The organism is Paenibacillus lutimineralis (assembly GCF_003991425.1).
In the GTDB taxonomy this organism is placed as follows: domain Bacteria; phylum Bacillota; class Bacilli; order Paenibacillales; family Paenibacillaceae; genus Fontibacillus; species Fontibacillus lutimineralis.
Genome location: NZ_CP034346.1, coordinates 2,837,512 through 2,859,792, shown reverse-complemented (window position 1 = coordinate 2,859,792; position 22,281 = coordinate 2,837,512). Strand labels below are relative to the sequence as shown.

Genomic DNA, 22,281 nt, shown 5'->3' with positions numbered 1-22,281 from the left:
AATCGGTACCTGCCAGACTGTTCATCCTATTGAACTGACAACAGGCTGCTTGAGATGAACTCCAGCTGCGCTTCAAGCGATACCGGATCACTGTATGTATCACTGTGTGGATTTAGTTGGAATACATGCCCCGCTTTTACGCCAGGGAGTCCTTTCCAAATCGCACTGTCATAGACGATCTTCGGATCGCTCGTATCGCCGGCCCAGGGACAGGTGAAGATGATATCGCCCGCGTACTCCGGCAGCTTCTCAAGAGAGATGGAAGCCCAGCCTGTTCCGCTGTCGATCGCTTCCTTCTGCGCTTCAGGCGGCGCCTTAAGGCCAAATTCGTCATAAATAATCTCTCCGCCACGGCCATAGTTGTGGCCGAAGACATACAACCCTTTGGAATATGGATTAAGGATAGATACGGTTTTATCCCCGACCGCCGCTTGTACCTTCGGCTTCAGATCATCAATTTTTGCTTTCCACCCAGCTACCCAATCCTCAGCCTCTTTCTCTTTGCCTGTCAGCTTGCCGAAATCAATAATCTGATCTTTATAATTCTTCTTCCCATAGTCGATAGCTACGACAGGGGCGATCTGCTCCAGCTTGTCGATTCCCTCACTGCCGGTGAATGTAATGATCAAGTCCGGGTTTAGCTCAAGAATCTTCTCCGGCGAAGGATCCACTCCGAGATCCTCCGTTTCATCCAGCTTCCCTGCAAAATATGGATTTTCCATCGCTCCGGAGAGTACGCCGACAGGCTTCACTCCAATCGCCAGGAAATAACCTGTATAGAAATTCGTCAAATCGACGATACGCTGCGGGTTTTTAGGGACTTCAACGTCTCCGTTCCCAGCTTGGAATATAAACGTCTCCGCCGAATCGGAGGCATTCGATGATGAAGCTGTTGGGACATTGCCTGAAGTATTGTTCTTTTCCCCCTGGCCAGAGGAAGATGAATTCCCTGTAGACTGTCCACATGCTGCCAATAGCACAGCTATTCCTAGCAGACAAACTAGCAAAATATACAACCTTGAAGATTTATGCAAAATAGTTCCTCTCCTTTTGTAATTGATATTGATAATCATTATCAATTTACCACGAGATGGATATTCAAACAATCCTTTTTTTTCTTTAAAGGTTGAATCTAGCCTGAAGTCAGCGCTGCCAGCACGTCATCTATTTTTTTGCGGTGAGATAGAATCCCATAGTTCATCCATGTATAAAAATCCACCTCGTACACGCTGCCACTCCTCACTGCTCGGAGCGATTGCCAGAGTGGTGAGTTCAAAATCTCCCTCTCCTCTCCATCTCTTGCGGAATGACGCTTATCGAATGTGATAAACAAATGATCAGCATCAAGCTCTAATAGCTCCAGCGGCTCTAGCAATACCTTCCTCGCATCCCTGGTCAATTTCTTCACAAGCAAGGGAGGCGTCAGACCGAGATCACGGTAGAGGATCGGGCCTGTATAGCCATGGTTTTCATCCCCATATAGGCTGATCCCAAGCGCTGAGATACGCAGAAAAGCTACACTCTGCCGCTGTAACAACGGTTTAAGCAATTTACGCGCCTTATCGGATCTCTGTTCATAGTCCCCGATAATATCGACAACCTTTGATTTGCAGTCTAGTAAATCTGCGACAGTCTCTAAAGTGGAGCGCCAATCTTCCCCAGGATGAGAGAGGCTGTACATCGGTGCGAGGCTTCCCAGCACATCTGAAGAAATCCAGCGACTGAACCCGCCGTCCATAATAATGATGTCAGGCTTATGTGACGATAGCGCATCCATATCTCCTGTTCCGACATCAAATACAGGCACATTAGCCAGTTTAAGATACTCTTGCTTCCCCCATTCCGCTTGACTGCACTGTATGAGAGGGGTGACGCCAAGGGCCACCAGGAAATCCTCCAGAAATGGCGCAAATACCCGTTTCTTGCCCATATAACTACGTCGATACTGTCCGGGCGACACACCCACCGATTTCTTGAAGCGCCGGTTGAAATAATACTCATTATTAAACCCGACGTTCTGCGCAATCTCGAATAGGCGGTCATTCGACATTAGCAGCTGCTGCTTGGCCCGGTCAATTCGGAAATCATTAATATATTCCAGCGGTACCTTACCGGTCATTTCCTTAAAAATGCGCGTATACTGCCAGCGTGTGATATTCGCCTGCGTGGCCAGGTGATCTACCGTGAGCGACTCTTGATAGTTCTGCTTAATATGCTGAATCGAAGCTTCCACGGCTTGACGCGTATCCCTCTCCTTCCCCACGAACCCATTTTGCCTAAAAATGAATCGAAGCCAATCCTGGAACCTGATCTGCTGCTCAAAGAGCTCAAGCTCAGCCCGGCAATCCATCATTTGATACAATATTTCAAGGCGATCTATGCATTGGGAGAACGGTTGGCAGTTCAATTCGCCTGGGGACAATAACCGCTCCGGAATTACTTCCTCTACAGCGGCGCTCCCCCCTTCTCTTAACCTCAGCATCCCGAACAGTATCAGATAATAGCTGATCCCTTCCTTGCCCGGTCTAATGCGGTAGGCCGAGCCGGGAGGGATTAAATAACCTTTACCGTGCTTCATATTCAAAAGGACCTCATCGATAGTAAGCGTTCCTTCCCCGCGAACTGTAATGAGCATGATATGATGTTTCGCTATAATCGCGTTATTCGGTGATTCTGGGGGCAAGTAGCAATAATCCATGCCAAACATAGAGAATAACATGGAGTAGGGTATGTTCATTAATCCTGCGTGGCTCATCTTATCCCTTTCCTATCAAGTTGTTATATAAATAGATATAACAAACGCCAAGAAAGCTCATCCCTAATAAGGATCGCTCTCCTGACGGTGTTTTCTTCAATTCATAAGGCTACAAATATCACGAATCTTATTTAATGAAGATATTCAGTAGATCATCGATTTTCTTCATATTCGCGTAGATCGCACCGGATTGCCAATGCGTCCGATCGACCTGATATACATGTCCATTCTTCACGGCAGGCATAGACTTCCACAACGGACTATCGAACAACTTCTCAGCTTCTCTATTTTCCGCCGAATCCCAATAGCCGTTCGAAGGGAACACAATAATATGATCCACATTCAATTCCGGAAGCACCTCTTCTGAGATAACCGCATGGAAATCCTTCATCTCGCTCACCATGGTTGGAGGCGTCAGGCCGATTTCTTTATAAATATTGCCTGAGTACCGATTTTCGATGCCGAATAAGGCGAGTGTCTTATCCCCAATATTCAGACGGATGACGGCTACCGTCTCATCCCCAATTGCGCTCTTCAATTTTTCTTTTGCATCCTCAACCTTTTGGTCATATTGCTTAAGTACTTCTTCGCCCTTCTCTTTTTGATTCACCAGATCAGCGATCGTGCAGAGAATTTCCGGAGGATTCTGCAGTATATTCTCGGGCAAGCGATAGGTGGGAGCGATCTTGGAGTATATTTCGTACTTGGCGGCATCAACAACTCCATCCACGATAATCAGATCCGGAGACGCGTCCAGCAATGCTTCAACGCTGCCTGTAATATCGAACTGGGGAACATCCAAATCGAGATAGTCTTGCTTGCCCCAGTTCGGATGATACCACTGAACGACCGGCGTTATGCCAAGTGCGACCAGATAATCCTCCAAATAGACCCCGGCAATGCGCTGAGGATGGACAGGAATCTCAACCTCTCCGAATTCATCGCTTACGGTTCGGGTACCGCTTGATGGCTGTTCCCCCGCAGGATTGGTCTGCTGCTGAGCAGTCCCTTCTTTGCCGACTTGTCCTGCCTGCTTATTTGACTCCCCTTGCTTGCCGCATCCGGCAAGGGCAACGGACAGGCTAAGCAGAACAGCCAGGCAGACCGCTGCCCATCGGCGAGATTTTCCCATAACATGATCCTCTCCTATATCAATGATCAACGAAATAATCTATCAATCTATCGATCAGTCGATAATGATTCTCAATCTCATTTCGCTCAAGCTTATTTTATACTCCCGTTTCGGCATCCGCAATGCACATTTTCGACGTTATTTTTATACATACGCAAAAAAACAACCGTCCTGGGCTTCTGAAATCATAGACCAGGACGGTTGCTTACCCTTATTCTATTCCTCGTAAATTTGCGTTAACATACGGCCAAGCTCCTGGAAAGCCTGCGCTTCTTGCTCGCCTTCGACCTCAAGTCTAATCTCATCCCCGGCTGAGATTCCGAGCGTCAACAGACCAAGCGGGCTTTTGCCATTAGCTTGCTTATCTCCTTTAAATAGAGTCACCTGACAAGGGAATAAATAGGCCTTCTCGGCGAAAGCTTTGGATGGTCGCGCATGAAATCCTTGCGGGTGTATGACGGTAAACACTTGCGATATCATCGTTATGCTTCACTCCTCAGCTGGTTATTTACGAAATCAAGCACCTCTTGTTGACTGCTCATGCTCAGCGCTTCTACCGCAAGCCGAGACCATTCCTGCTTGGACAACCGTGACAGCAGTTCCCGCGCCGGAAGCACGGATGATGCACTCATGCTGAACTCATGCAGACCAAGACCAAGCAGCAGTGGAATCGCGGATGCATCCCCCGCCATTTCTCCACACATTCCCACCCATTTACCGCGGTGATCCGCAGCTTGAATGACGAGCTGTACCATACGAAGGATCACTGGATGATGCGGCTGGTATAAGTAGGAGACGGATTCGTTCATCCGGTCCGCAGCCATCGTATATTGAATCAGATCATTTGTCCCAATGCTGAAGAAATCTACTTCCTCTGCCAGTAGATCCGCAGCAAGGGCAGCAGCCGGAGTCTCGATCATAATGCCAACCTCAAGCTCACTTGCGATCATGACTCCTTCTTGCTCCAGACGAATTCTTTCTTCGTTCAAGATCCGCTTCGCTTCACGCAGCTCACTCAATATGGAGATCATCGGGAACATAATAGCCAACTTCCCATGTGCGCTTGCCCTGAGTAGTGCTCTTAGTTGCGTTCGGAACAGATCCTCCCGATCCAGACAGAGACGGATAGCCCGAAGACCAAGGAACGGATTCATTTCTTGCGGCAGCTGCATATAACTTAGTTCCTTGTCTCCCCCGATGTCGAGAGTTCGGATGACCACCCGTTTGCCGTTCATTTTCTGCAATACATGCTTGTAGACGGAATACTGCTCCTCTTCCGAAGGGAACGTTGAACGCCCCATATACAAGAACTCTGTCCGGAACAATCCGATCCCATCAGCCCCATTGGCCAAAACCTTCTCCAGATCATCGATCCCGCCGATATTCCCCGCTAATTCCACATGTACTTCATCCGCAGTTACCGAAGGTCGATCCACATAGCTTTTCATTCGTAATACATCATCTTCATATTTACGCTTACGCTCAGAATAATCTTCCATCTGGTTACGTGAGGGGTTCACAATAATCTTGCCACTCGTCGCATCCAAAATAACAGTGTCACCTGTTCTGATATGTGACGCATCGGTTCCCGCGCCAACTACAGCTGCAAGCTCTAAGGAACGAGCCATGATGGCTGAATGAGATGTACGGCTGCCCATTTCCGTAACAAAGCCGCGTATATAATCCATATTCAGTTGGGCCGTATCCGATGGGGTTAAGTCTTTGGCAAATAGGATTGCCTCGTCACTCAGCTCGGAGAACGTATGATGCGCACGTCCCTCCAGCTTGTTGATCACTCGTCTCGTGATATCCTCGACATCCGCCGCTCGTTCGCGCAGCATTTCATTGTCCATTGACCGCAGCGCGTCCATGATCGCTGCTGCCACATCATACAAGGCAAATTCCGCACAGACGCCCTCTCTCTCAATTCGAGCCAATGCCGCATCGGTCAATTCCGGATCATCCAGTAAAAATAAATGCGCTTCGAATATTTCTGCCTTTTTCGGCCCTAACCGTTCCAGGGTCTGTTCCCTGATCCGGTCGATATCGACCTTTGCTGATTCAATGGCTTCTTTTAGACGCCGCATCTCGGCAGCTTTGTCTTCAATCTCTTTACGCTGTGGTATGGATTCTTCCATTTCCAGCCGGTAAGCCTTCGCGATAGCAATCCCTGGTGAAGCAGGTACGCCAGTCAGTAAATGGCTCATTCCAATCCCTCCTATTATAGAAGCCAAACTAGCTTAATTAGGAAGTTCAGTTTCTACTTTCTCTATTTATTTCTCATATGCATCCATCACGGATTGAGTTAATTCATGCGAAAGATCAAGCCCACTTATGTCAGCAAAGGCCTGGCGAACTCCCTTTTCAGCAATCAAATCCTGCAGCTTCACGGCTTCAAGATCCTCCGCGTAATCAAACTTGAGAGCCAGCGCCATTACTTTGGCCAGATGCTCGGTAACGCCTCCTTGTTCCCAGGCTTTAAGCGCTGGCCGAACAAGACGATCCTCAGGTGACAGCTTACGGATCGGTGAACGCCCAACCCTAACGATCTCATCACTTAGATAAGGGTTGCGGAAGCGGTCCATAATTTTACGGATATACTCTTCATGTTCCTCTTCCTTGAAACCGTAAGCTTCCACCAACATGCTCCCTGTCTCCTGCAGCGCTCCGTACACGAGGTTGATGACTTCTTCATCTTTCACGGCTTCCAGGATCGTTGAATATCCTTTGTGATAACCGGCATAAGCCGTGCTGCAGTGGCCCGTATTCACGGTGAAGAGCTTGCGCTCAATGTAAGGGATCAGATCATCAACATAGTGAACCCCGCTAATCTCATGCACATCGTTGAACATTTGCTGCCGATCAATAACCCACTCATAGAACGGTTCTACCGTAACTTCAAGCGGATCCTCATGGTATTGAAGAGGAACGATACGATCCACAGCCGAATCTGGAAAAGCAATTAGCGAGACTGCCGTTTCTTGCTCCCGAACTGATAACAGGTTCATAACATGCTCTTTTAATTGCGTACTCGCTCCGATTGCATTTTCGCAAGCAATAATATGAAGCTTAGGGCCACCGCGCTCCATGCGCAGTTTAATTCCTGCAGCAATGCCCGGAGCGATATGCTTAAGAGTCGTTACGCCAACGGCTGTCGTAATGAGATCAGCTGAGGCAACCTCTTCGGCAACCACGGCAGGATTTCGCCCGTCAATAGCGGATACATTATGAACCGGGATACGCTGTTCTGATTCATCTGCGATCTTGACCTCATAACTTCCGCGCTCTTGCAAAGCCCGAACGACCGTCTCATTTACATCTGAGAAGATGACATCATAGCCTGACTCGGACAATAACAGGCCGATAAAACCTCTGCCGATATTGCCCGCGCCAAAATGAAGAGCCTTCATTCTTCCATCCCGCTTTCAAAGAGCATTAGAATCTCTTCAGCAGATGTTGCAGTACGAAGACTTTCCATGCTGTCATCATCGGAACAGACCATGGCGAGGTTGGTCAGAATTCCCATATGTTCTCCCCGCTGTGCCGCAACCCCTACGACAAGCACTGCCGGCTCATCTCCGCCAAAATTCACTCCATCTGGAATTTGCAATACAGCAAGTCCTGTCGATTTGATCATGGCTTTGGATTCATTCGTGCCATGGGGGATCGCAAGCCCAGACCCCATATAAGTAGACAGATTATCCTCGCGTTCAATCATTTTCTCAATATAATCCTCATCAACATGCCCGGTATCGACCAGTATTTGACCAACTAAGCGAATCGCTTCGTATTTGTCTGATACCTTCACGTTTAATCGAATCTGTTCTGCGGATAAAATACTCATCGATGATCACTCTCTCTCCAGTTTGTTTAATAGATAAGTGCGAAGATGGGCCGACATCAGCTCCCTGATCTGCTGTTCCTGACCTTCCGCGAGCGCTTTCATGATTTCTATATCTAACAAGGTAGCGCTTATTTCACTTAACACTTCAATACTTTCTCTAGATAACTGCTTTGGTGCCAACATAAGTAGAAACCGTGATAACTCAGCCTCCCCTGATTCCTCCATACTGAAGCTATGATCTAGCTCAAACAGCATCAGTAGCGGCCTTTTCACCGTATCCGATCGGGTATGAAAGAGCGCTAGTTCCGTTCCAGGAATCATCTGCGTTCCATTCTTCTCTCGTTCGAGAAGTAGTCTGGCGACTACATCGGGCTCATCAACGACCTTCTGGATCTGAGGATGATAGCATGCAGCATGCAGCCATTTCATCAGACTAGGCGTGCCGCTGATCTGCAGCGGAATCACACGGAATGCTTCCAATATCTCGATACTTAGCTGAACACTTTTGTTGAGATAGCGTAGATCGTCTATGGCAGCAATTCCAACTGACTGCTCTTGATTCACTTGCGTCCTCGCAGTTGTACGGAAATCATCGTCCAATGCATGATGCAGTAAATTACCAGGCTTTTGCTCCTGCAACAGCTGCCGCGAGCCACGGCCTTTAATATAAGTCCGAAGCTGAACCGTCTCATCTTCATTCAGCAGCGGGCTTAATTTCAAATATTGATCTTCGCGCAGAGGCAACTCCACCGTGCTGATGATCAGATCATAATCCGACCTTGGGATTCGCACTGCCTCATACCATGAAGCCTGACCTACGATCTTGATCTGTGGGAATTCCTTCCGCAGTCGTACAGCCAGCAGCTTGGAAGAACCGATCCCGCTCGTGCAGACGATGACCACCCGAATGTTTGGATGGATCTGCCCGATACGTTCCCGGGAAGCTCCAAAATGCATGACCAGAAAAGCGATCTCTTCATCCGGGATGCTGTTGTTAGGAAAAGCAGCTTTGGCCGCTTGCCGGACTCGGCCGAACAATTCCCCATACTCCTTGCGAATCGTATCCATTAATGGATTGCGAATGCGCTGTCCGGCAGTAATCCGTTCCAGAGCTGCTCCCAAATGAGTGAATAATCCGTCCCTTAACGAGCGATCTGCCATATAATCCTGATCATCAAATTCTGCCATATAATGAATCAGGGATCGGACCGCTCCAGCCAGTTGCAGGTCATCAGCAGGCAACGATTCGCTCACGTGCCCTCTCGCCTTCTCCAATAAGCTTGCGGTATATACCATCTCAACCGTTGAATATTCCAGATTCAATGCTTCACCAAGATGTTTACATAAGCTTTCGACCTCTGTGATTTGTTCTTCGCTTGCTCCTTGTCTGCCGCGGACAATCCGTCCAGCCTCTGCTTCGCTGATTTCCTTCTTCGATCCTATACGGTCCGCAGCGATCGATAGGTGGATCAGCAGATCAGTATAAGCCTCTTCACTGAACGACTCCTCCAGAGACTGGTCTTCCCACTTCCACAATATCTCTTCGATTGTCTTAATCGAGTCGACACAAGCCATCGAAGCAATCCGGCGATCCACTGGATGAAGTAAGCTCTGATCGGCTCCGGATATGAGTGTCAAGTCATCGAAGCGAATTCCAACAAGATCCCGAATGGCTTCACGGATCGCTGGTTCAGAACCTTTGATCTCAACTCCATAACCTCGTCGTCGTATAAGCCGAAGCTCCTGCTTGCCAATCCAATCGGTCAGATCATCGAGATCTGCGGAAATGGTGGACACCGTTACCTTCATCTCGTGAGCCAGTGCGTACAATTTAATCGGTTCATGAGATTCAAGTAGTCTGTACAGCAGGAAGATCTGACGCTCTTCCGCTGAGTATTCCGCATTAGCTGGGGTGAGGAGCTCCAATTTAATATGCTCAAGCCGCTCAGGCTCCCCATCCAGACTAAGACCCGAACCCGCCTTCCGGTGAAGCAAGATCCCCCTGCGATGCAGAAAGCTCTCTACCGCATCAAGCTCCCTATGCACCGTTCGTGGACTCACACGAATACTCTGGGCAATCTCGGCAACGGTGGATTCATAGGGACTGCGGAGAAGCAAGTCCAGGATCTGTCTCATGCGCTGTGTAATTTCCATAGATCATGCCTCCAAAAAAGCGGTCGTAATAAGCGTAGGATGCTGACAATTGCTCACCCTTGGCTTATCGTGTAATGTTATTTCAAACGTTCAACAAGTACGTCATATTCCGGGCTCTTCAGGAAGTTGTCGATGGAAATATGCTCGGCCTGCGGCGCAATTCCACGGGCGCGATCCGTTAATGTCTTATGCGTAACTACGATATCTGCATCGGACGGAATGTCGCCAATCGCGGTATTACCAACTTCGATCGGTGACCCTACCGCTTTCATTTTTTTGCGCAGAATGGAAGCACCCATTGCACTTGATCCCATACCCGCATCACAAGCAAAAATAATCTTACGAACCTCTTCCTTACTCTTCAGTTCCCCAGAAGCTTCCATGGCGATGGACGCGCTTGCTTCTCTTGCTGCAACCCCACTTGAAGCTAGTGACCCTGCCGCTTTTATATCCTTGACACGCTTGGTTGCTTCTTCCAATTCATCCCGATCCTCTTCTTGTTTCTTCTCCGTCTTCAGCAACAGTGCTGAAACACCGAAGGAGACAATCGCTGCCGTAATAACACCGCTCAATGCTGGTATAATCTCTCCACGCGGAGCCATAGCTAGATAAGCGATAATACTTCCCGGCGATGGCGGACCAACAAGTCCAGCGTTCAGCAGCGAGAATGTAAGCGTACCTGTTACACCACCAGCTATAGCGGCCAAAATGAGTCGAGGCTTCATCAAAATGTACGGGAAGTAAATCTCATGAATCCCGCCGAAGAAATGAATAATCGCAGCTCCTGATGCTGATTGTCTAGCACTACCACGACCGAAGAACATGTAAGCAAGCAGGATACCAATACCAGGGCCTGGGTTTGATTCCAGCATATACAGTAACGATTTACCCGCACTAAGTGCTTGCTCAGCGGCAATCGGACTTAGTACGCCGTGGTTGATCGCATTGTTTAGAAACAGTACCTTGGCCGGTTCGATCAGAATGTTGACCAGTGGAATCAGATGATTGCTGACTAGAAAATCCACACCCGTCGAGAGAGCGCTTGTAACCGCTTCAATAATACGCCCTACGATGGAGTATGAGATCAGTACGAGCCCGCCGCCGATAATGCCCAGCGAGAAATTGTTAACCAGCATTTCAAAGCCGGATTTGATCTTGCCTTCTACTGCTTTATCGAATTTCTTAAGCACCCAGGCCGCCCCAGGTCCAACAGCCATGGCGCCGAGGAACATCGGAATATCCGTACCGACGATAACTCCCATCGTAACTAGGGCACCAATTACCCCGCCGCGCTGCTTATGTACCATCGTACCCCCGGTGTAGCCGATCAAGAGTGGAAGCAGAAACTTGATCATCGGATCAACGAGCTTGGCTAAGTATTCATTCGGAATCCAACCTGTTGGAATGAACAAAGCCGTAATCAAGCCCCAAGCGATGAACGCTCCGATATTTGGCATCACCATACCACTTAGGAAACGTCCGAATTTTTGGACTCCCACCCGTGCAGAACCAGACGAAGTGGAAGATGTTGTTTGGGCCATATGACAGCCTCCCTATAGTTTTTTTGCGAGCGGACTATTGGGCTAATTACCGCTCGTTATGTACCCATCGTATTGGACATCTGAGAGATACTCAACAAAATGAAAACGCTATATTGTCAGCATACCTACTGACAATACTTTACTAATCCGCCTACAAACCTCTATAAATAAGCTTTCTTTAATATGTGAATTTCATCACATTATGGATTTATTCTTTCTGATCTCTTTCGAAAATCTATATTAATTAGGGGAAACGCTTTAATTTATACACCTCCCCATATGGTATACTTTGGACAAAAAGATATCCTGGAGGAAGCGATGACAACTTTCGAAAAAGCTGCTTATCACACAAAGCAATATAGAAATTTGTTCAAGGAAATCGGCTATTCTGAGGAAGAAATTAACGCAAAGCTTGAGGACACATGGAATGAACTGTTCTACGGGGATTCTGATGTGCGGATCTACTACCCGTTGGATGAGAATAAAGGATATTTGCTTGATACCGGCAATATTGATGTGAGAACCGAGGGCATATCCTACGGAATGATGATGGCTGTTCAGATGAACAAAAAAGATGAATTTGACCGACTGTGGGCATTCGCTAAGGAATTCATGCAGCATACGGAAGGACGTTACAAAGATTATTTCGCCTGGCATTGCAAGCCAGATGGCACGCGGTTGTCTCCGGGACCTGCACCAGATGGTGAAGAATTCTTTGCGATGGCGTTATTATTCGCCTCGAATCGCTGGGGAGACGGACCAGAGCCGTACGACTACTCCGCGCAGGCGAGAACAATTCTCCGCGCCTGCCTGCATCAAGGCGAGAATGGGGAAGGCGATCCCATGTTTGATCCGGCAACCAAGCTCATCAAATTTGTGCCAGAGTCTTCATTTAGCGATCCGTCCTATCATCTCCCCCATTTCTATGAATTGTTCGCTCTACATGCTGATGAGCAGGATCGAGCATTTTGGAGCGAAGCTGCTGAAGCAAGCCGAAGCTATTTGCATAAGGCCTGTCATCCCGTCACCGGACTGGCAGCAGAATATGCAAATTACGATGGAACGCCTGCAGACCCTCAGCCCCATGGCGACTTCCGTCATTTCTTCAGCGATGCGTACCGGGTTGCCGCGAATATTGCCCTCGATTGGGAATGGTTCCGCAAGGACTCTTGGCAGGTGGAGCAGTCGAACCGGATTCAACATTTCTTCCATGATATTGATGTGTCGGACTACCGTCGCTATACGATTGACGGTGAGCCTTTTGAGGAAGCGGCGCTGCATCCCATCGGACTGCTGGCGACTAACGCGATGGCATCTCTGGCCGCGGACGGCCCAGATGCGGAACGATTCGTGCACCTGTTCTGGAATACCCCTCTTCGCAGCGGCGAACGGCGCTATTACGACAATTGTCTGTATTTCTTCGCCCTACTCGCTCTAAGCGGCAATTTCCGAATTTACTGATCAAAGAATCACATATATCCGTCCTATACAAGACGAAGAGAGGCTGCCTCCACGATAAGGCTGCCTCTCTTCATTTCTTATCACTATAATTGCTATACAAGCAGACAAGACTCAGAAGTACTTCTGATCTCCGCTTCTAAATTTCCACAGGTTATGAAAAATACCCTCAGTGAAAATCATGAATGTATCGTTCATCATTGGCAATGTGCTCTTTCCCCCACGAACACAGGCTTTCCAATACAGGCATTATAGTTAAACCTTTAGGCGAAAGGAAATATTCTACCTTGGGCGGCACCTGAGCGTATTCTTTTCGAACAATTAATTCGCTTTCTTCTAATTCTTTCAATTGACTGCTTAACATTTTATGTGTAATTTTCCCCAGCACTCTTTTTAACTCACTGTATCGCAAAACCTCTTTCTTCCACAGCCAGAACAATATATGCATCTTCCACTTGCCTCCGATCAATGACATTGCGTAAGCAAACGGTTCAACATTTACGGGTTCCATTTCCTCCATTCTACACTCTCCTTTATGATAGTATCTACCTAAAAAGTGCATACTATTCATATTGAATATATCAAAGTATTATGTTAACGAAAATATATTCATAGGGCAATCCCCTATTAAGGAGAGAGTAGAGTATGAAGAACCAAAACTTTCTGGAGCCATTCACATTTTCCCCCAAAGGGCTAGTATTAAATAATAGCGTCGTCATGGCACCGATGACAACCATGTCCAGCTTTTATGATGGCTCCATTACAAATGACGAGGTGGATTACTATGCGGAACGCGCCGGAGGCCCCGGCATGATTATTACAGGTGTCGCATATGTTACAGATGGTGGAAAAGGGTTTGAGGGCGAGCTTTCCATTGCTCATGATTCTACTGTCAAAGGACTTTCCAAAATAGCAAGAGCCATCCAGCAAAACGGTACCAAAGCGGTAATTCAAATTTTTCATGCAGGCCGCAAGACCAATTCAAAAATTCTAAGAGGCATTCAACCGACAAGTGCGAGCCCTATTGCTGCTGCATATCCAAAGGATTCAGAGGAACCACGCGAGTTAACAAATGAGGAAATCGAAAATATGATTAAAGATTTTGGCAGAGCAACTCTAAGGGCAATTAAGGCAGGATTTGACGGAGTTGAACTTCATGGCGCCAATACGTATCTCCTTCAACAATTTTTCTCAGAGAACTCCAATCGACGATCAGATCAATGGGGAGGAAATTTTGAGAAGCGTATGAGATTTCCTCTGAGAGTAATTGAAGAAGTCTCTTCTGTCATTAAGGCAAATGCAGATCGGCCGTTTGTTCTAGGATACCGTCTCTCCCCTGAAGAACTGGAGACCCCGGGAATTCGGCTTGAGGATTCTTTGGCCTTTGCTGAAGCTCTAACAGATACACCTGTGGATTATATTCATTTGTCTATGGGAAGTTATCGACGGACCTCCTTAAATCAACCTGATGATAAAGAACCGATCCTGACTAAATTTGTTAAAGTCCTGAATAACCGCAAACCGCTAATTGGAGTGGGCTCGGTAGAGCGGCCAGAAGATGCAAAAGCTGTTATCGATGCCGGTGCAGCTCTGGTCGGAATCGGAAGAGAATTCATTAGAGAACCAAAATGGGTACAAAAAGTGGCAAGCGGCGAACTTAACAGTATACGTTATCAAATTTCGCCTTACGATATGGACCAGCTGCGCATTCCGTTAGCGATGCAAGCTTACTTGGAAAACTCATTTCGAGATGTGATTCATTTTACTACTGATGGTGAACAAGGAGAAACCTATGAAGCTACATTGGCACCGATGGAGGGGTTTGAGAAAAAGATGTAATTATTGAAATTAGATTGGAAAACTGAATCATCAGTTTTCCATTTTTTTTAGATTATATTAAAGAACAATTAAGGTTCCCCTCAGGTTGGCTGCCTACAATAGTATCAAGATTAATTTCTCACTTAACCCAACATCATGTGTACTTAAAACTATGAAACGAGGTTCTACTATGAACATAAAGCGAGTGATGATCGTCGGAACGATGGTAGCCGTAATTTCCTTCGGAAACACCGCGTTAAGCGGCTCCATCACAAGCGCAAGTTCGGTCGCCAGACTGTCAGCAGTTGACAACAGAAATCCTGGAAAGGATGATTTGCTAGAAGCTCTGAATCAAACTTCCGACAAGGAGCTGTATGAGTCGTTATATGAAGGTAAATCGCTGTATGACATTGCGGCTGATCAAGACGGCGATATTGACCAAGTCATTGAACTGCAGACCAATCAATTACAGAAGCAACTGGATGACCGCCTAAAAAGCGGTAGCATTACCGCTAAGCAGTACGAAGCACATAGCGAAGAACTCAAGGAGATTATTGAGCAGAGCGTGCTCACATCCTTCGGTTAACGAATCATTGAACCTTCTCTAACGAAACTGAGTATCGCTATTCTAGCCTAAAAAAGGTGGTTTCAAATTCTAACGAAACTGGGTATCGCTATTATACTGAATTACTGGCTTAAAGCTAGTTTCTCTCTTAAATAACGATATGGAGATTCGTTAGAATAAATTTACCACCGTTTTCGAGGAAATAACGATCTGTAGTTTCGTTAGGGATTACTCATATCCACCTGCGTCCTCTTATACAAAATGGGTATTGCTGCTGCAATAAGGATCATGCCCATAAAAGCGGGTGCGGCATGACCAAGTGATACATAGATTTGACCTCCAATGATAGGTCCAATCATTCTTGCTAAAGCCTGAATAGATTGGCTACCTCCTTGAATCCTCCCTTGTTCACTGGAATCTACAGACTTAGAGAGCATCCCATTAAATGAAGGCCCAAAGATCGAATCACCAAAACCAAATATGAACATGCCAGCGATAAGAAGTGGATAGAAAGAGAACAAAGCAGACATCGCAATAAGGCTGTAGCCTATAATTTCTGATCCCATTCCAAGAACTGCTATCTGTTTATCACTAAGTCTTATCAACAGCTTTGGCATTATGAAACCTTGTGAGACGATATCCTGGACACCCAATATGGAGAACATAAGTCCGATTATTGCTGGTTTCCAGCTGAAAGTATCCAGTGTAAATTGTGAGAATACCGCCTGTAAAGATCCGTTAGGCAACCAAAGCAAGAACGCTGAGACAAGCAGCCATTTTAAGTTTTTCATAGAAAGTATATTTGCAAGCTGTGCCAACGGATTCAGCCTCACAAAGGTAATCTCTTTCAGTCTGTTCTTCTTGTCGAGGCTCTCCGGCATAAAGAAGAATCCATAAGCAACATTCAATAACGTTATTATTGCTCCAAAATACATGGGTACAGCATAACCAAACTTGGCGAGTAATCCTCCCAAAGTCGGGCCAATGACGGTGCCCACACCTACAACAGCACTCACCCATCCAAAATATTTGGTTCTCTGTTCTGGAGGAATGATGTCTGCAAAATATGCGAAAATCGTGCCTATGCTTCCACCAGTTATACCTTCTATGATGCGCCCGACGAATAGTACCCATAGAGCTCCTCCTATGCCAAAAACGAAGTAGCCGATTGCGGAACCCAATAGGCATACTAAGAGTAATGGACGACGACCATATTTGTCGCTCAAAGTTCCAAGTACGGGGGCCGCCAAAAATACGCAGACTGCATAAACGGAGGTGAGCAGTGTAACAACTATAGCTTGTTCCCCCGGATTGCTTATATAAGGCTGCACTAAGAATGGGACAACAGGTGCGATGATGCTGAAGCCTATTCCACAAAGAAACACAGAAATGAGACCGAATATTAATGCGTGTTTATCTACCATTTGATCTGTGTTCTGTTTATTGTGTGATTGATGTTTGAACATTACATTCTCCTTTCGAAATTCTGTGGTTTTGTTTCCTCGTCAACAATAATATTGCAGTTTTGTTTCCTTGTCAACAAAAAAACAGAGAAAAAAGCAGCCCGTTCTCCATAGAGTTTGGGCTGCCTGTGGTTTCATCTTCATTATTCAATTTATTCCGACTTCACGTCCATACCCATTTTTTTTATTTCTGCATCCAAATGCTTACTATACTTTTCCACGAACCTGAGCATGCTGTCGAATTGTTCCACAGTCACCTGCTCAAATACGCCTTTGTCCCGCTCCTGAAACCCTTTGTGCAATTTCTCATGAATTTCATAAATGACTTTCCCCTGCTCAGTAAGCCTATAATAGATTTCTTTCTTATTATCCTGCTTCTGATAGCTTTCAATAAGGCCCTTTTCTATGAGCCTCTTAGTTATTTTACTCATAGCGCTTCTAGTCATATAAAAGGATTCTGCAAGCTTTGTGACGTTGGAATCCACATTTTTTTCAATGTATTCAATACAATGTACTTCAGAAGGCTTATACCCCTTAAGACTGTCTTCCATCTTAAACTTATTAAGCCAAGCCATCTTGTTGAATACGTCCCTTAAAGCCATCATGACCTGTTCTTCTTTGTTCATGGCCTGTCCTCCCACCCATTGGTGCATTAATAATATTATATACAAAGTGCGCACCATAAAAAAGTGATCCTCCAACACTTCCAATAGATTTGGCAACAAAATAAACAAACAGGGTTGAAACGGAATTACTCGTTTCAAAACCCTGTTTGTCTGAAAGCCAGATCCATAACCAAGCTCCATATGATTTACCCTGAGACTACCTGCTCCTGACCAAGCGAATTTTTCTGCAATCTCGGGATGAGAGCATAGGCAAAAGTGATGAACGGACTCATCCACAAGAAAGTCGCATAAGGCAGATATTCGATGACAGGAACCCCAAGGGTCGCGGCAAAGAAAGCACCACTGACTCCCCATGGAATCAACGGGTTCACGAGTGTGCCGCAGTCCTCCAGCGTACGCGACAGCGTCTTGGCTGGAATTCCCCTGCGATTATATTCGTCCTTGAACATTTGGCCAGGCAACAGAATCGACAAGTATTGTTCCCCTGTCATCCCGTTGACCGCGATGGACGAAGCTCCCGTCATTAGAACGATAGCGCTGCTTCGCTTCAAGGGCTGAATCACTTTGCGGAAAAAAGCGTCGATAACGCCGCAATGCTGCAACAATCCTCCTAGCGAAAGGGCGATCAGAATCAGCGATACAGACCACATCATCGACTGCAATCCACCGCGGTTAACGATGGAAGCTACGGTCTCATTGGCGATCGAGCTATGATAACCACTCTGCATGACACTGAACCAAACATCGATTGCCGTCTGATGCTGAACGAATGCCGTGATCAGAAGCCCGGTGACGATCCCTATGATTAGGGTTGGAATAATAGACACCCTTTTAAAAGAGCAAGCAATAACAGCAAATGGCGACAGGAGTGTCAACCAGTGGATCTGGAACCCTTCTTGTAGGGCTAGCTTGATCTGCTGGATAGAAGATAGATCCATCGCTTCAGGCTTTGGCGCGAACATGAAAAATACAGTAGTAATGATCAGTGCCGGGATCGTTGTGTACATCATATTGCGAATATGTGTGAATATGGATATGCCTGCTACGGCAGGTGCAAAATTCGTCGTATCGGATAGTGGCGACATTTTGTCCCCGAAGCAGGCTCCAGAGATAATCGCTCCGGCTGCCAAAGTTGGTGATATTCCCGTCGTTAATGCAATGCCCATGAAGGCAACACCGACCGTACTCACCGTAGTAAATGAGCTCCCCGTAAACATGGAGACGATGATCGTAACAAATAATGCACTCACCGCGAAGAATTGCGGCTTAATATAGTCCATTCCATAGTATAGAATCGTTGGGACTGTTCCGCTCATCATCCATACAGCGATAAGAATGCCAATCAGTGACAGAATGAGAATCGGCATAATTGCCGTCTGGATTCCCTGAATAATCGCCGATTCGAGCTTCTTCCAGGGGAAGCCAAATAGGCGCAGCATCGTTGCTGTACCAACGGTCGTTGCCAACAGTGGTAGATGCGGCTCCGATTTCAAGAGAAAAATGGAGACAAATAAAAGCGCTAGAATAAAAACAATAAGAAAAATACTCTTTGAGAAACTCAGCTCTCGGTTCATGATGTAAGGACTCCTTATTCAATTGTTGTTGCCAAGGGATAATATTCTCAGCTCCAATGAAGCTACAGAATGATTTACCACCTTTACGCTTCTCTGCTTTCGGGCTTTCTTGCATTGAAGCACAAAGGTACTATAACGATAAAAGCATAAGGAGTCAATGTCTATGTTATGAACATTCCCTGATTATTCCTCTTCAGAGTGAGGATGCAATGCGAACCTCAGCGCCCGACTGATCAATACCGGCAACACTGACACATGGCCTTCCTGTTCGAATTCTTTATATTCGGCCCTAACCCCGATGTCCGTCGAAATCGCCGTCAGGCGTTCAGTCAGTGCTTGGACCCGAGCACAATTGCCGCATTCATGCGATTTTTCCAGTTCACCTACGCCAAAGAGTACCCGGACATGGACTGGTAACTTTCTTGTAAGAGCGATAAATTCCCTTTCCAAGTCCAGCAAGTATTCCTTGTTCCAGTGCAGTGATGGACTACCCGCAATGTAATATTGAAAGGACTCTGGCTTACTGAATAGCGCATACACGGTGAACAATCCGCCGAGAGAATGCCCGAATAGCACTTGCCGCGTGCGATCTACCGGGAATCGCCCTTCAATTCGCGGCTTCAGCTCTTCTTCAATAAAGTGTAGAAATTCCCTTGCCCCGCCTTGCTCAGGAATCCGTTCGTTATCGGAACGCTTGCGAAATTCCGTCGATGGCAGCGGTGTAAGGTCATAGAAGCGTTCCGGCGCATACGGACCATTCGTCTCATACCCAATGCCGACGACTATTGCAGGTATCACTCCTGTATGATCCGGTCTGCGGCACTGTAATCTCAGTGCTTCTACCATCGTGCCGAATACTGAATTGCCGTCTAGCAAGTAGATAACCGGATATCCGTCTGGCGGAGGCTCTCCCAAAGGACGGGCTACAATAATCCGATAGGTTCGCCGCCCCTCGTGTGAAGTCATTGCCCATTGCTCTGCATGGGGGATGTTCACTTGGTGATATGCAAAATCGGAAGGCGTTGCTTCTGATATTATCGGTTCCATCGCTAGCCCTCCTGGGGAATCAGAAACTGCAGCACATCATCGATAATTTTCTCATAAGCAATTAGGCCGCTTCCGAGCCAATAGCCGCTGTCCACTTCATAGACATGTCCCTGCTTGACAGCCGACATGCTCTTCCAAATCGAGCTATCCATCATAGTACGGTCTCCCCCTTGATCTATAGCGAATATGTAATCCGCATCCAGCTCGGGAACAATCTCTAGTGAGAGGGCGACGCTGTTTGCATCCCCGATCAGCTTCGTTTTGCCGAGTCCCAGTTCTTGATGAAGCACATATCCAGCTAAATAGTTTCCTCCCATCATATTGACTCCTTTAGGAGCAAAACGTATAATCGCAATCTTTTTATTCTCCATAACCTTGCTCAATTTCTCTTTAGCTTCATTTATTTTCTCGCGGTAATCCTGCAATGCCGCATCAGCTTCAGCGGATTTGCCGAGCAGATCTCCTATGGCAGCAAGCGACTGCTCAACATTTCCGGAGGCATTTTTAAAAACATAGGTCGGTGCAACCTTCGCATAGTTTTCATAGACCCCATTTGCCGCAAAGGTTTCCGTCTGCAATATGATAAGGTCGGGACTATAAGACATCATTACTTCAGGCGAAGGCAATCCCTCGGAGAAATCCAGTATTGGCACATCGCTTAGTCCCTCTATCCAATCGCGATGTCCATCCTTGGCATTAGAGTATCGTGCAACCGGGATTACCCCCAGCTTCAGTAGAGACTCTTCCAGATAAGGAGCAATGATCTTCGTCGGTGTACCCGTTAGCTTGACCTCATGCCCCAGCTCGTCCTTTATGATTCGTTCTTGGGATTCCTCACTGCTATTCCCTTTGTCCGCTTCGGCGGATGTTTTGACCTCTCCGGCCTGCTGTTTAGGTCCGGGTGCCCCAGCGCCGTTCTCCGCCTTGGTACTGCATCCCGCCAGCAGACTCCCTATGATTGCACAGCTTAATAGAACTAAAAATAGAGTTTTCCATCCCTTTTCTCTCATACCCCAAAGTCCCGACATGATATATCCCCCTTAGTTGATAATCGTTCTCAATTGACTTTGAGTATACTTATTTTACTAGGGATTCGCCATAGTCATTATCCAGAAGTATATTTGGACAATTTCCGGTAAATAAGAGCAGTACTTCGTCCAGCATCCGGGCCATGGCCATAGCTGAATACTCAAACCAAGGATCGGCACTGATCATATACACATGACCGTTCTGTAAGGCCTGGAGCTGCTTCCATCCGGCTGAATGCTGCAATGCTAACCAAAATTTGCGTGTTGAAGCCTCCGGACATATAGTCAACAAAATTCGCTCAGGATTTATCTCTTGCAATTCCTGCAGTGCCATAGGCAAGTGGTGGCTGTGCAGTTCTCTGTCGCAAGCATCCTGAAGATTTAAATCGTCGTAAAGCAGCTCCTGGAGTCCCCGATTCCGGTATGCGAACATTTGCGTACGGTAAATCCGCAGGACCAAAATACGATCATTCCCCAGCGAAGACCTCAACTGCTCCCGTGCAGCTTGGACGTTACTCTCGTAATTTCGTATCCACTGCTGTGCGACAGCTTCTTTATCCAAGTAAGCGGCAATATCAAGCAGTTGATCTCTCCAGCCTTTTTGGTCTGTTATGTAATGTATCGGCGCAATCGAGTTCAACCTGCTGTCCTCGCTCATTTGCAGCTGTTCAGAACCGATGATAACATCCGGACGTGCCTGACTCAGCTTACCCAGATTGGTCTCAAATGCTAATTTGTAATAAGGGCTGGTGGGAATAAGATGCGACTTTATTTTGCTGCTGTAAAGGTTGTAGTAATACGGAGTCCATTTGGGATCGATGGGAGCGATCTTCGGAATGATATTGAGCGCAAGCAAATGTCCGATGGCTGAGGGGGAACATACTGCCACACGCTTCCTAGTATTTTTGGCGAATTCAGAGGGCGACACACCTACTTCCTTCTTAAATTTACGACTAAAATAGAATTCATCCTTATACCCTACCTTCTTGGCAATATCCCGCAACCGCTCTTCGGATTCCGCCAAATATCGCTTGGCATGTTGAATGCGAACGTCCGTTAAATACTCCATCGCACTTTGGCCGAACGTTTTTTTAAATAAATCCACAAAATATTTGGGGCTAATGTTCGCCATCTTGGCCAGCTGTGTGATAGACAGTGGTTCATCATAGTGGCTTCCTATAAACACTCTGATTCCTTGTAAATCTGTTTTATGCAAGTGGTCTGCAGCCATTGAGCCATGATTCGGTGCTTCGGTATGCACAGTCTTCATCCCCTT

At 46.7% G+C, this 22,281-nt stretch carries 19 protein-coding genes; 3 read left to right on the top strand and 16 right to left on the bottom strand.

Annotated features, from left to right (window positions below; translation table 11 throughout):
* Window positions 1-26: 26 nt before the first annotated feature.
* The 9 genes from EI981_RS12185 to EI981_RS12145 all read right to left on the bottom strand — a co-directional run bounded on the left by EI981_RS12185 (window position 27) and on the right by EI981_RS12145 (window position 11,426).
* Entirely contained in the window at window positions 27-1,034 is a 1,008-nt protein-coding gene (locus tag EI981_RS12185; RefSeq protein WP_227011814.1) for an iron-hydroxamate ABC transporter substrate-binding protein, read from the bottom strand.
* Between the two features lie 98 nt (window positions 1,035-1,132).
* Window positions 1,133-2,635, bottom strand: a complete 1,503-nt coding sequence (locus tag EI981_RS12180) for a helix-turn-helix domain-containing protein (RefSeq protein WP_227011813.1) — start codon at window positions 2,633-2,635, stop codon at window positions 1,133-1,135.
* A gap of 247 nt (window positions 2,636-2,882) precedes the next feature.
* The gene (locus EI981_RS12175; protein WP_126998477.1) at window positions 2,883-3,887 is read right to left on the bottom strand and encodes an ABC transporter substrate-binding protein; all 1,005 of its coding nucleotides are present in this window, start codon (window positions 3,885-3,887) and stop codon (window positions 2,883-2,885) included.
* 216 nt (window positions 3,888-4,103) lie between these two features.
* On the bottom strand, window positions 4,104-4,367 hold the full coding sequence (locus EI981_RS12170) for an HPr family phosphocarrier protein (RefSeq protein WP_126998475.1): 264 nt from the start codon (window positions 4,365-4,367) through the stop codon (window positions 4,104-4,106).
* Between the two features lie 2 nt (window positions 4,368-4,369).
* A complete protein-coding gene (gene ptsP, locus EI981_RS12165) occupies window positions 4,370-6,094 on the bottom strand; it encodes a phosphoenolpyruvate--protein phosphotransferase (RefSeq protein WP_126998473.1) in 1,725 nt (574 codons plus the stop codon).
* 66 nt (window positions 6,095-6,160) lie between these two features.
* Entirely contained in the window at window positions 6,161-7,297 is a 1,137-nt protein-coding gene (locus tag EI981_RS12160; RefSeq protein ID WP_126998471.1) for a mannitol-1-phosphate 5-dehydrogenase, read from the bottom strand.
* On the bottom strand, window positions 7,294-7,731 hold the full coding sequence (locus tag EI981_RS12155; RefSeq protein WP_126998469.1) for a PTS mannitol transporter subunit IIA: 438 nt from the start codon (window positions 7,729-7,731) through the stop codon (window positions 7,294-7,296). The genes EI981_RS12160 and EI981_RS12155 overlap by 4 nt, the downstream gene beginning before the upstream one ends.
* Before the next feature lie 6 nt (window positions 7,732-7,737).
* On the bottom strand, window positions 7,738-9,885 hold the full coding sequence (locus EI981_RS12150) for a BglG family transcription antiterminator (RefSeq protein WP_126998467.1): 2,148 nt from the start codon (window positions 9,883-9,885) through the stop codon (window positions 7,738-7,740).
* A 77-nt stretch (window positions 9,886-9,962) separates the two neighbouring features.
* The gene (locus EI981_RS12145) at window positions 9,963-11,426 is read right to left on the bottom strand and encodes a PTS mannitol transporter subunit IIBC (RefSeq protein WP_126998465.1); all 1,464 of its coding nucleotides are present in this window, start codon (window positions 11,424-11,426) and stop codon (window positions 9,963-9,965) included.
* Between the two features lie 318 nt (window positions 11,427-11,744).
* Between EI981_RS12145 and EI981_RS12140 the strand changes: the two genes are divergently transcribed.
* Window positions 11,745-12,887, top strand: coding sequence for a family 8 glycosyl hydrolase (locus EI981_RS12140; protein ID WP_126998463.1), 1,143 nt, complete (start codon window positions 11,745-11,747; stop codon window positions 12,885-12,887).
* Between the two features lie 166 nt (window positions 12,888-13,053).
* Here the strand turns inward: EI981_RS12140 and EI981_RS12135 are convergent, their stop codons facing one another.
* Complete coding sequence (locus tag EI981_RS12135) at window positions 13,054-13,404, bottom strand: winged helix-turn-helix transcriptional regulator (protein ID WP_227011812.1); 351 nt, start codon at window positions 13,402-13,404, stop codon at window positions 13,054-13,056.
* 125 nt (window positions 13,405-13,529) lie between these two features.
* On the opposite strand from EI981_RS12135, the gene EI981_RS12130 reads away from it, so the two are divergent.
* Window positions 13,530-14,723 (top strand): NADH-dependent flavin oxidoreductase, encoded by a 1,194-nt coding sequence (locus EI981_RS12130; RefSeq protein ID WP_126998461.1) that lies wholly within the window; start codon window positions 13,530-13,532, stop codon window positions 14,721-14,723.
* A 169-nt stretch (window positions 14,724-14,892) separates the two neighbouring features.
* A complete protein-coding gene (locus EI981_RS12125) occupies window positions 14,893-15,288 on the top strand; it encodes a hypothetical protein (protein ID WP_126998459.1) in 396 nt (131 codons plus the stop codon).
* Between the two features lie 200 nt (window positions 15,289-15,488).
* Here EI981_RS12125 and EI981_RS12120 read toward each other — a convergent pair whose 3' ends face one another.
* The 6 genes from EI981_RS12120 to EI981_RS12095 all read right to left on the bottom strand — a co-directional run bounded on the left by EI981_RS12120 (window position 15,489) and on the right by EI981_RS12095 (window position 22,275).
* Window positions 15,489-16,733, bottom strand: a complete 1,245-nt coding sequence (locus tag EI981_RS12120; protein ID WP_126998457.1) for an MFS transporter — start codon at window positions 16,731-16,733, stop codon at window positions 15,489-15,491.
* A 149-nt stretch (window positions 16,734-16,882) separates the two neighbouring features.
* The gene (locus tag EI981_RS12115; protein WP_126998455.1) at window positions 16,883-17,356 is read right to left on the bottom strand and encodes a MarR family transcriptional regulator; all 474 of its coding nucleotides are present in this window, start codon (window positions 17,354-17,356) and stop codon (window positions 16,883-16,885) included.
* A gap of 185 nt (window positions 17,357-17,541) precedes the next feature.
* Complete coding sequence (nhaC, locus tag EI981_RS12110) at window positions 17,542-18,930, bottom strand: Na+/H+ antiporter NhaC (RefSeq protein ID WP_126998453.1); 1,389 nt, start codon at window positions 18,928-18,930, stop codon at window positions 17,542-17,544.
* Window positions 18,931-19,113: 183 nt separating this feature from the next.
* On the bottom strand, window positions 19,114-19,977 hold the full coding sequence (locus EI981_RS12105; protein WP_126998451.1) for an alpha/beta hydrolase: 864 nt from the start codon (window positions 19,975-19,977) through the stop codon (window positions 19,114-19,116).
* 2 nt (window positions 19,978-19,979) lie between these two features.
* The gene (locus EI981_RS12100; protein ID WP_126998449.1) at window positions 19,980-21,005 is read right to left on the bottom strand and encodes an ABC transporter substrate-binding protein; all 1,026 of its coding nucleotides are present in this window, start codon (window positions 21,003-21,005) and stop codon (window positions 19,980-19,982) included.
* A gap of 49 nt (window positions 21,006-21,054) precedes the next feature.
* Entirely contained in the window at window positions 21,055-22,275 is a 1,221-nt protein-coding gene (locus tag EI981_RS12095; RefSeq protein WP_126998447.1) for a helix-turn-helix domain-containing protein, read from the bottom strand.
* Window positions 22,276-22,281: the final 6 nt, after the last annotated feature.

Coding starts and splice junctions, on each gene's coding strand:
- EI981_RS12180 (WP_227011813.1), bottom strand. CDS start 2,635: ATGCTCATTACAGTTCGCGGGGAAGGAACGCTTACTATCGATGAGGTC.
- EI981_RS12175 (WP_126998477.1), bottom strand. CDS start 3,887: ATGGGAAAATCTCGCCGATGGGCAGCGGTCTGCCTGGCTGTTCTGCTT.
- EI981_RS12170 (WP_126998475.1), bottom strand. CDS start 4,367: ATGATATCGCAAGTGTTTACCGTCATACACCCGCAAGGATTTCATGCG.
- ptsP (WP_126998473.1), bottom strand. CDS start 6,094: ATGAGCCATTTACTGACTGGCGTACCTGCTTCACCAGGGATTGCTATC.
- EI981_RS12160 (WP_126998471.1), bottom strand. CDS start 7,297: ATGAAGGCTCTTCATTTTGGCGCGGGCAATATCGGCAGAGGTTTTATC.
- EI981_RS12155 (WP_126998469.1), bottom strand. CDS start 7,731: ATGAGTATTTTATCCGCAGAACAGATTCGATTAAACGTGAAGGTATCA.
- EI981_RS12150 (WP_126998467.1), bottom strand. CDS start 9,885: ATGGAAATTACACAGCGCATGAGACAGATCCTGGACTTGCTTCTCCGC.
- EI981_RS12145 (WP_126998465.1), bottom strand. CDS start 11,426: ATGGCCCAAACAACATCTTCCACTTCGTCTGGTTCTGCACGGGTGGGA.
- EI981_RS12140 (WP_126998463.1), top strand. CDS start 11,745: ATGACAACTTTCGAAAAAGCTGCTTATCACACAAAGCAATATAGAAAT.
- EI981_RS12135 (WP_227011812.1), bottom strand. CDS start 13,404: ATGGAGGAAATGGAACCCGTAAATGTTGAACCGTTTGCTTACGCAATG.
- EI981_RS12130 (WP_126998461.1), top strand. CDS start 13,530: ATGAAGAACCAAAACTTTCTGGAGCCATTCACATTTTCCCCCAAAGGG.
- EI981_RS12125 (WP_126998459.1), top strand. CDS start 14,893: ATGAACATAAAGCGAGTGATGATCGTCGGAACGATGGTAGCCGTAATT.
- EI981_RS12120 (WP_126998457.1), bottom strand. CDS start 16,733: ATGTTCAAACATCAATCACACAATAAACAGAACACAGATCAAATGGTA.
- EI981_RS12115 (WP_126998455.1), bottom strand. CDS start 17,356: ATGAACAAAGAAGAACAGGTCATGATGGCTTTAAGGGACGTATTCAAC.
- nhaC (WP_126998453.1), bottom strand. CDS start 18,930: ATGAACCGAGAGCTGAGTTTCTCAAAGAGTATTTTTCTTATTGTTTTT.
- EI981_RS12105 (WP_126998451.1), bottom strand. CDS start 19,977: ATGGAACCGATAATATCAGAAGCAACGCCTTCCGATTTTGCATATCAC.
- EI981_RS12100 (WP_126998449.1), bottom strand. CDS start 21,005: ATGTCGGGACTTTGGGGTATGAGAGAAAAGGGATGGAAAACTCTATTT.
- EI981_RS12095 (WP_126998447.1), bottom strand. CDS start 22,275: ATGAAGACTGTGCATACCGAAGCACCGAATCATGGCTCAATGGCTGCA.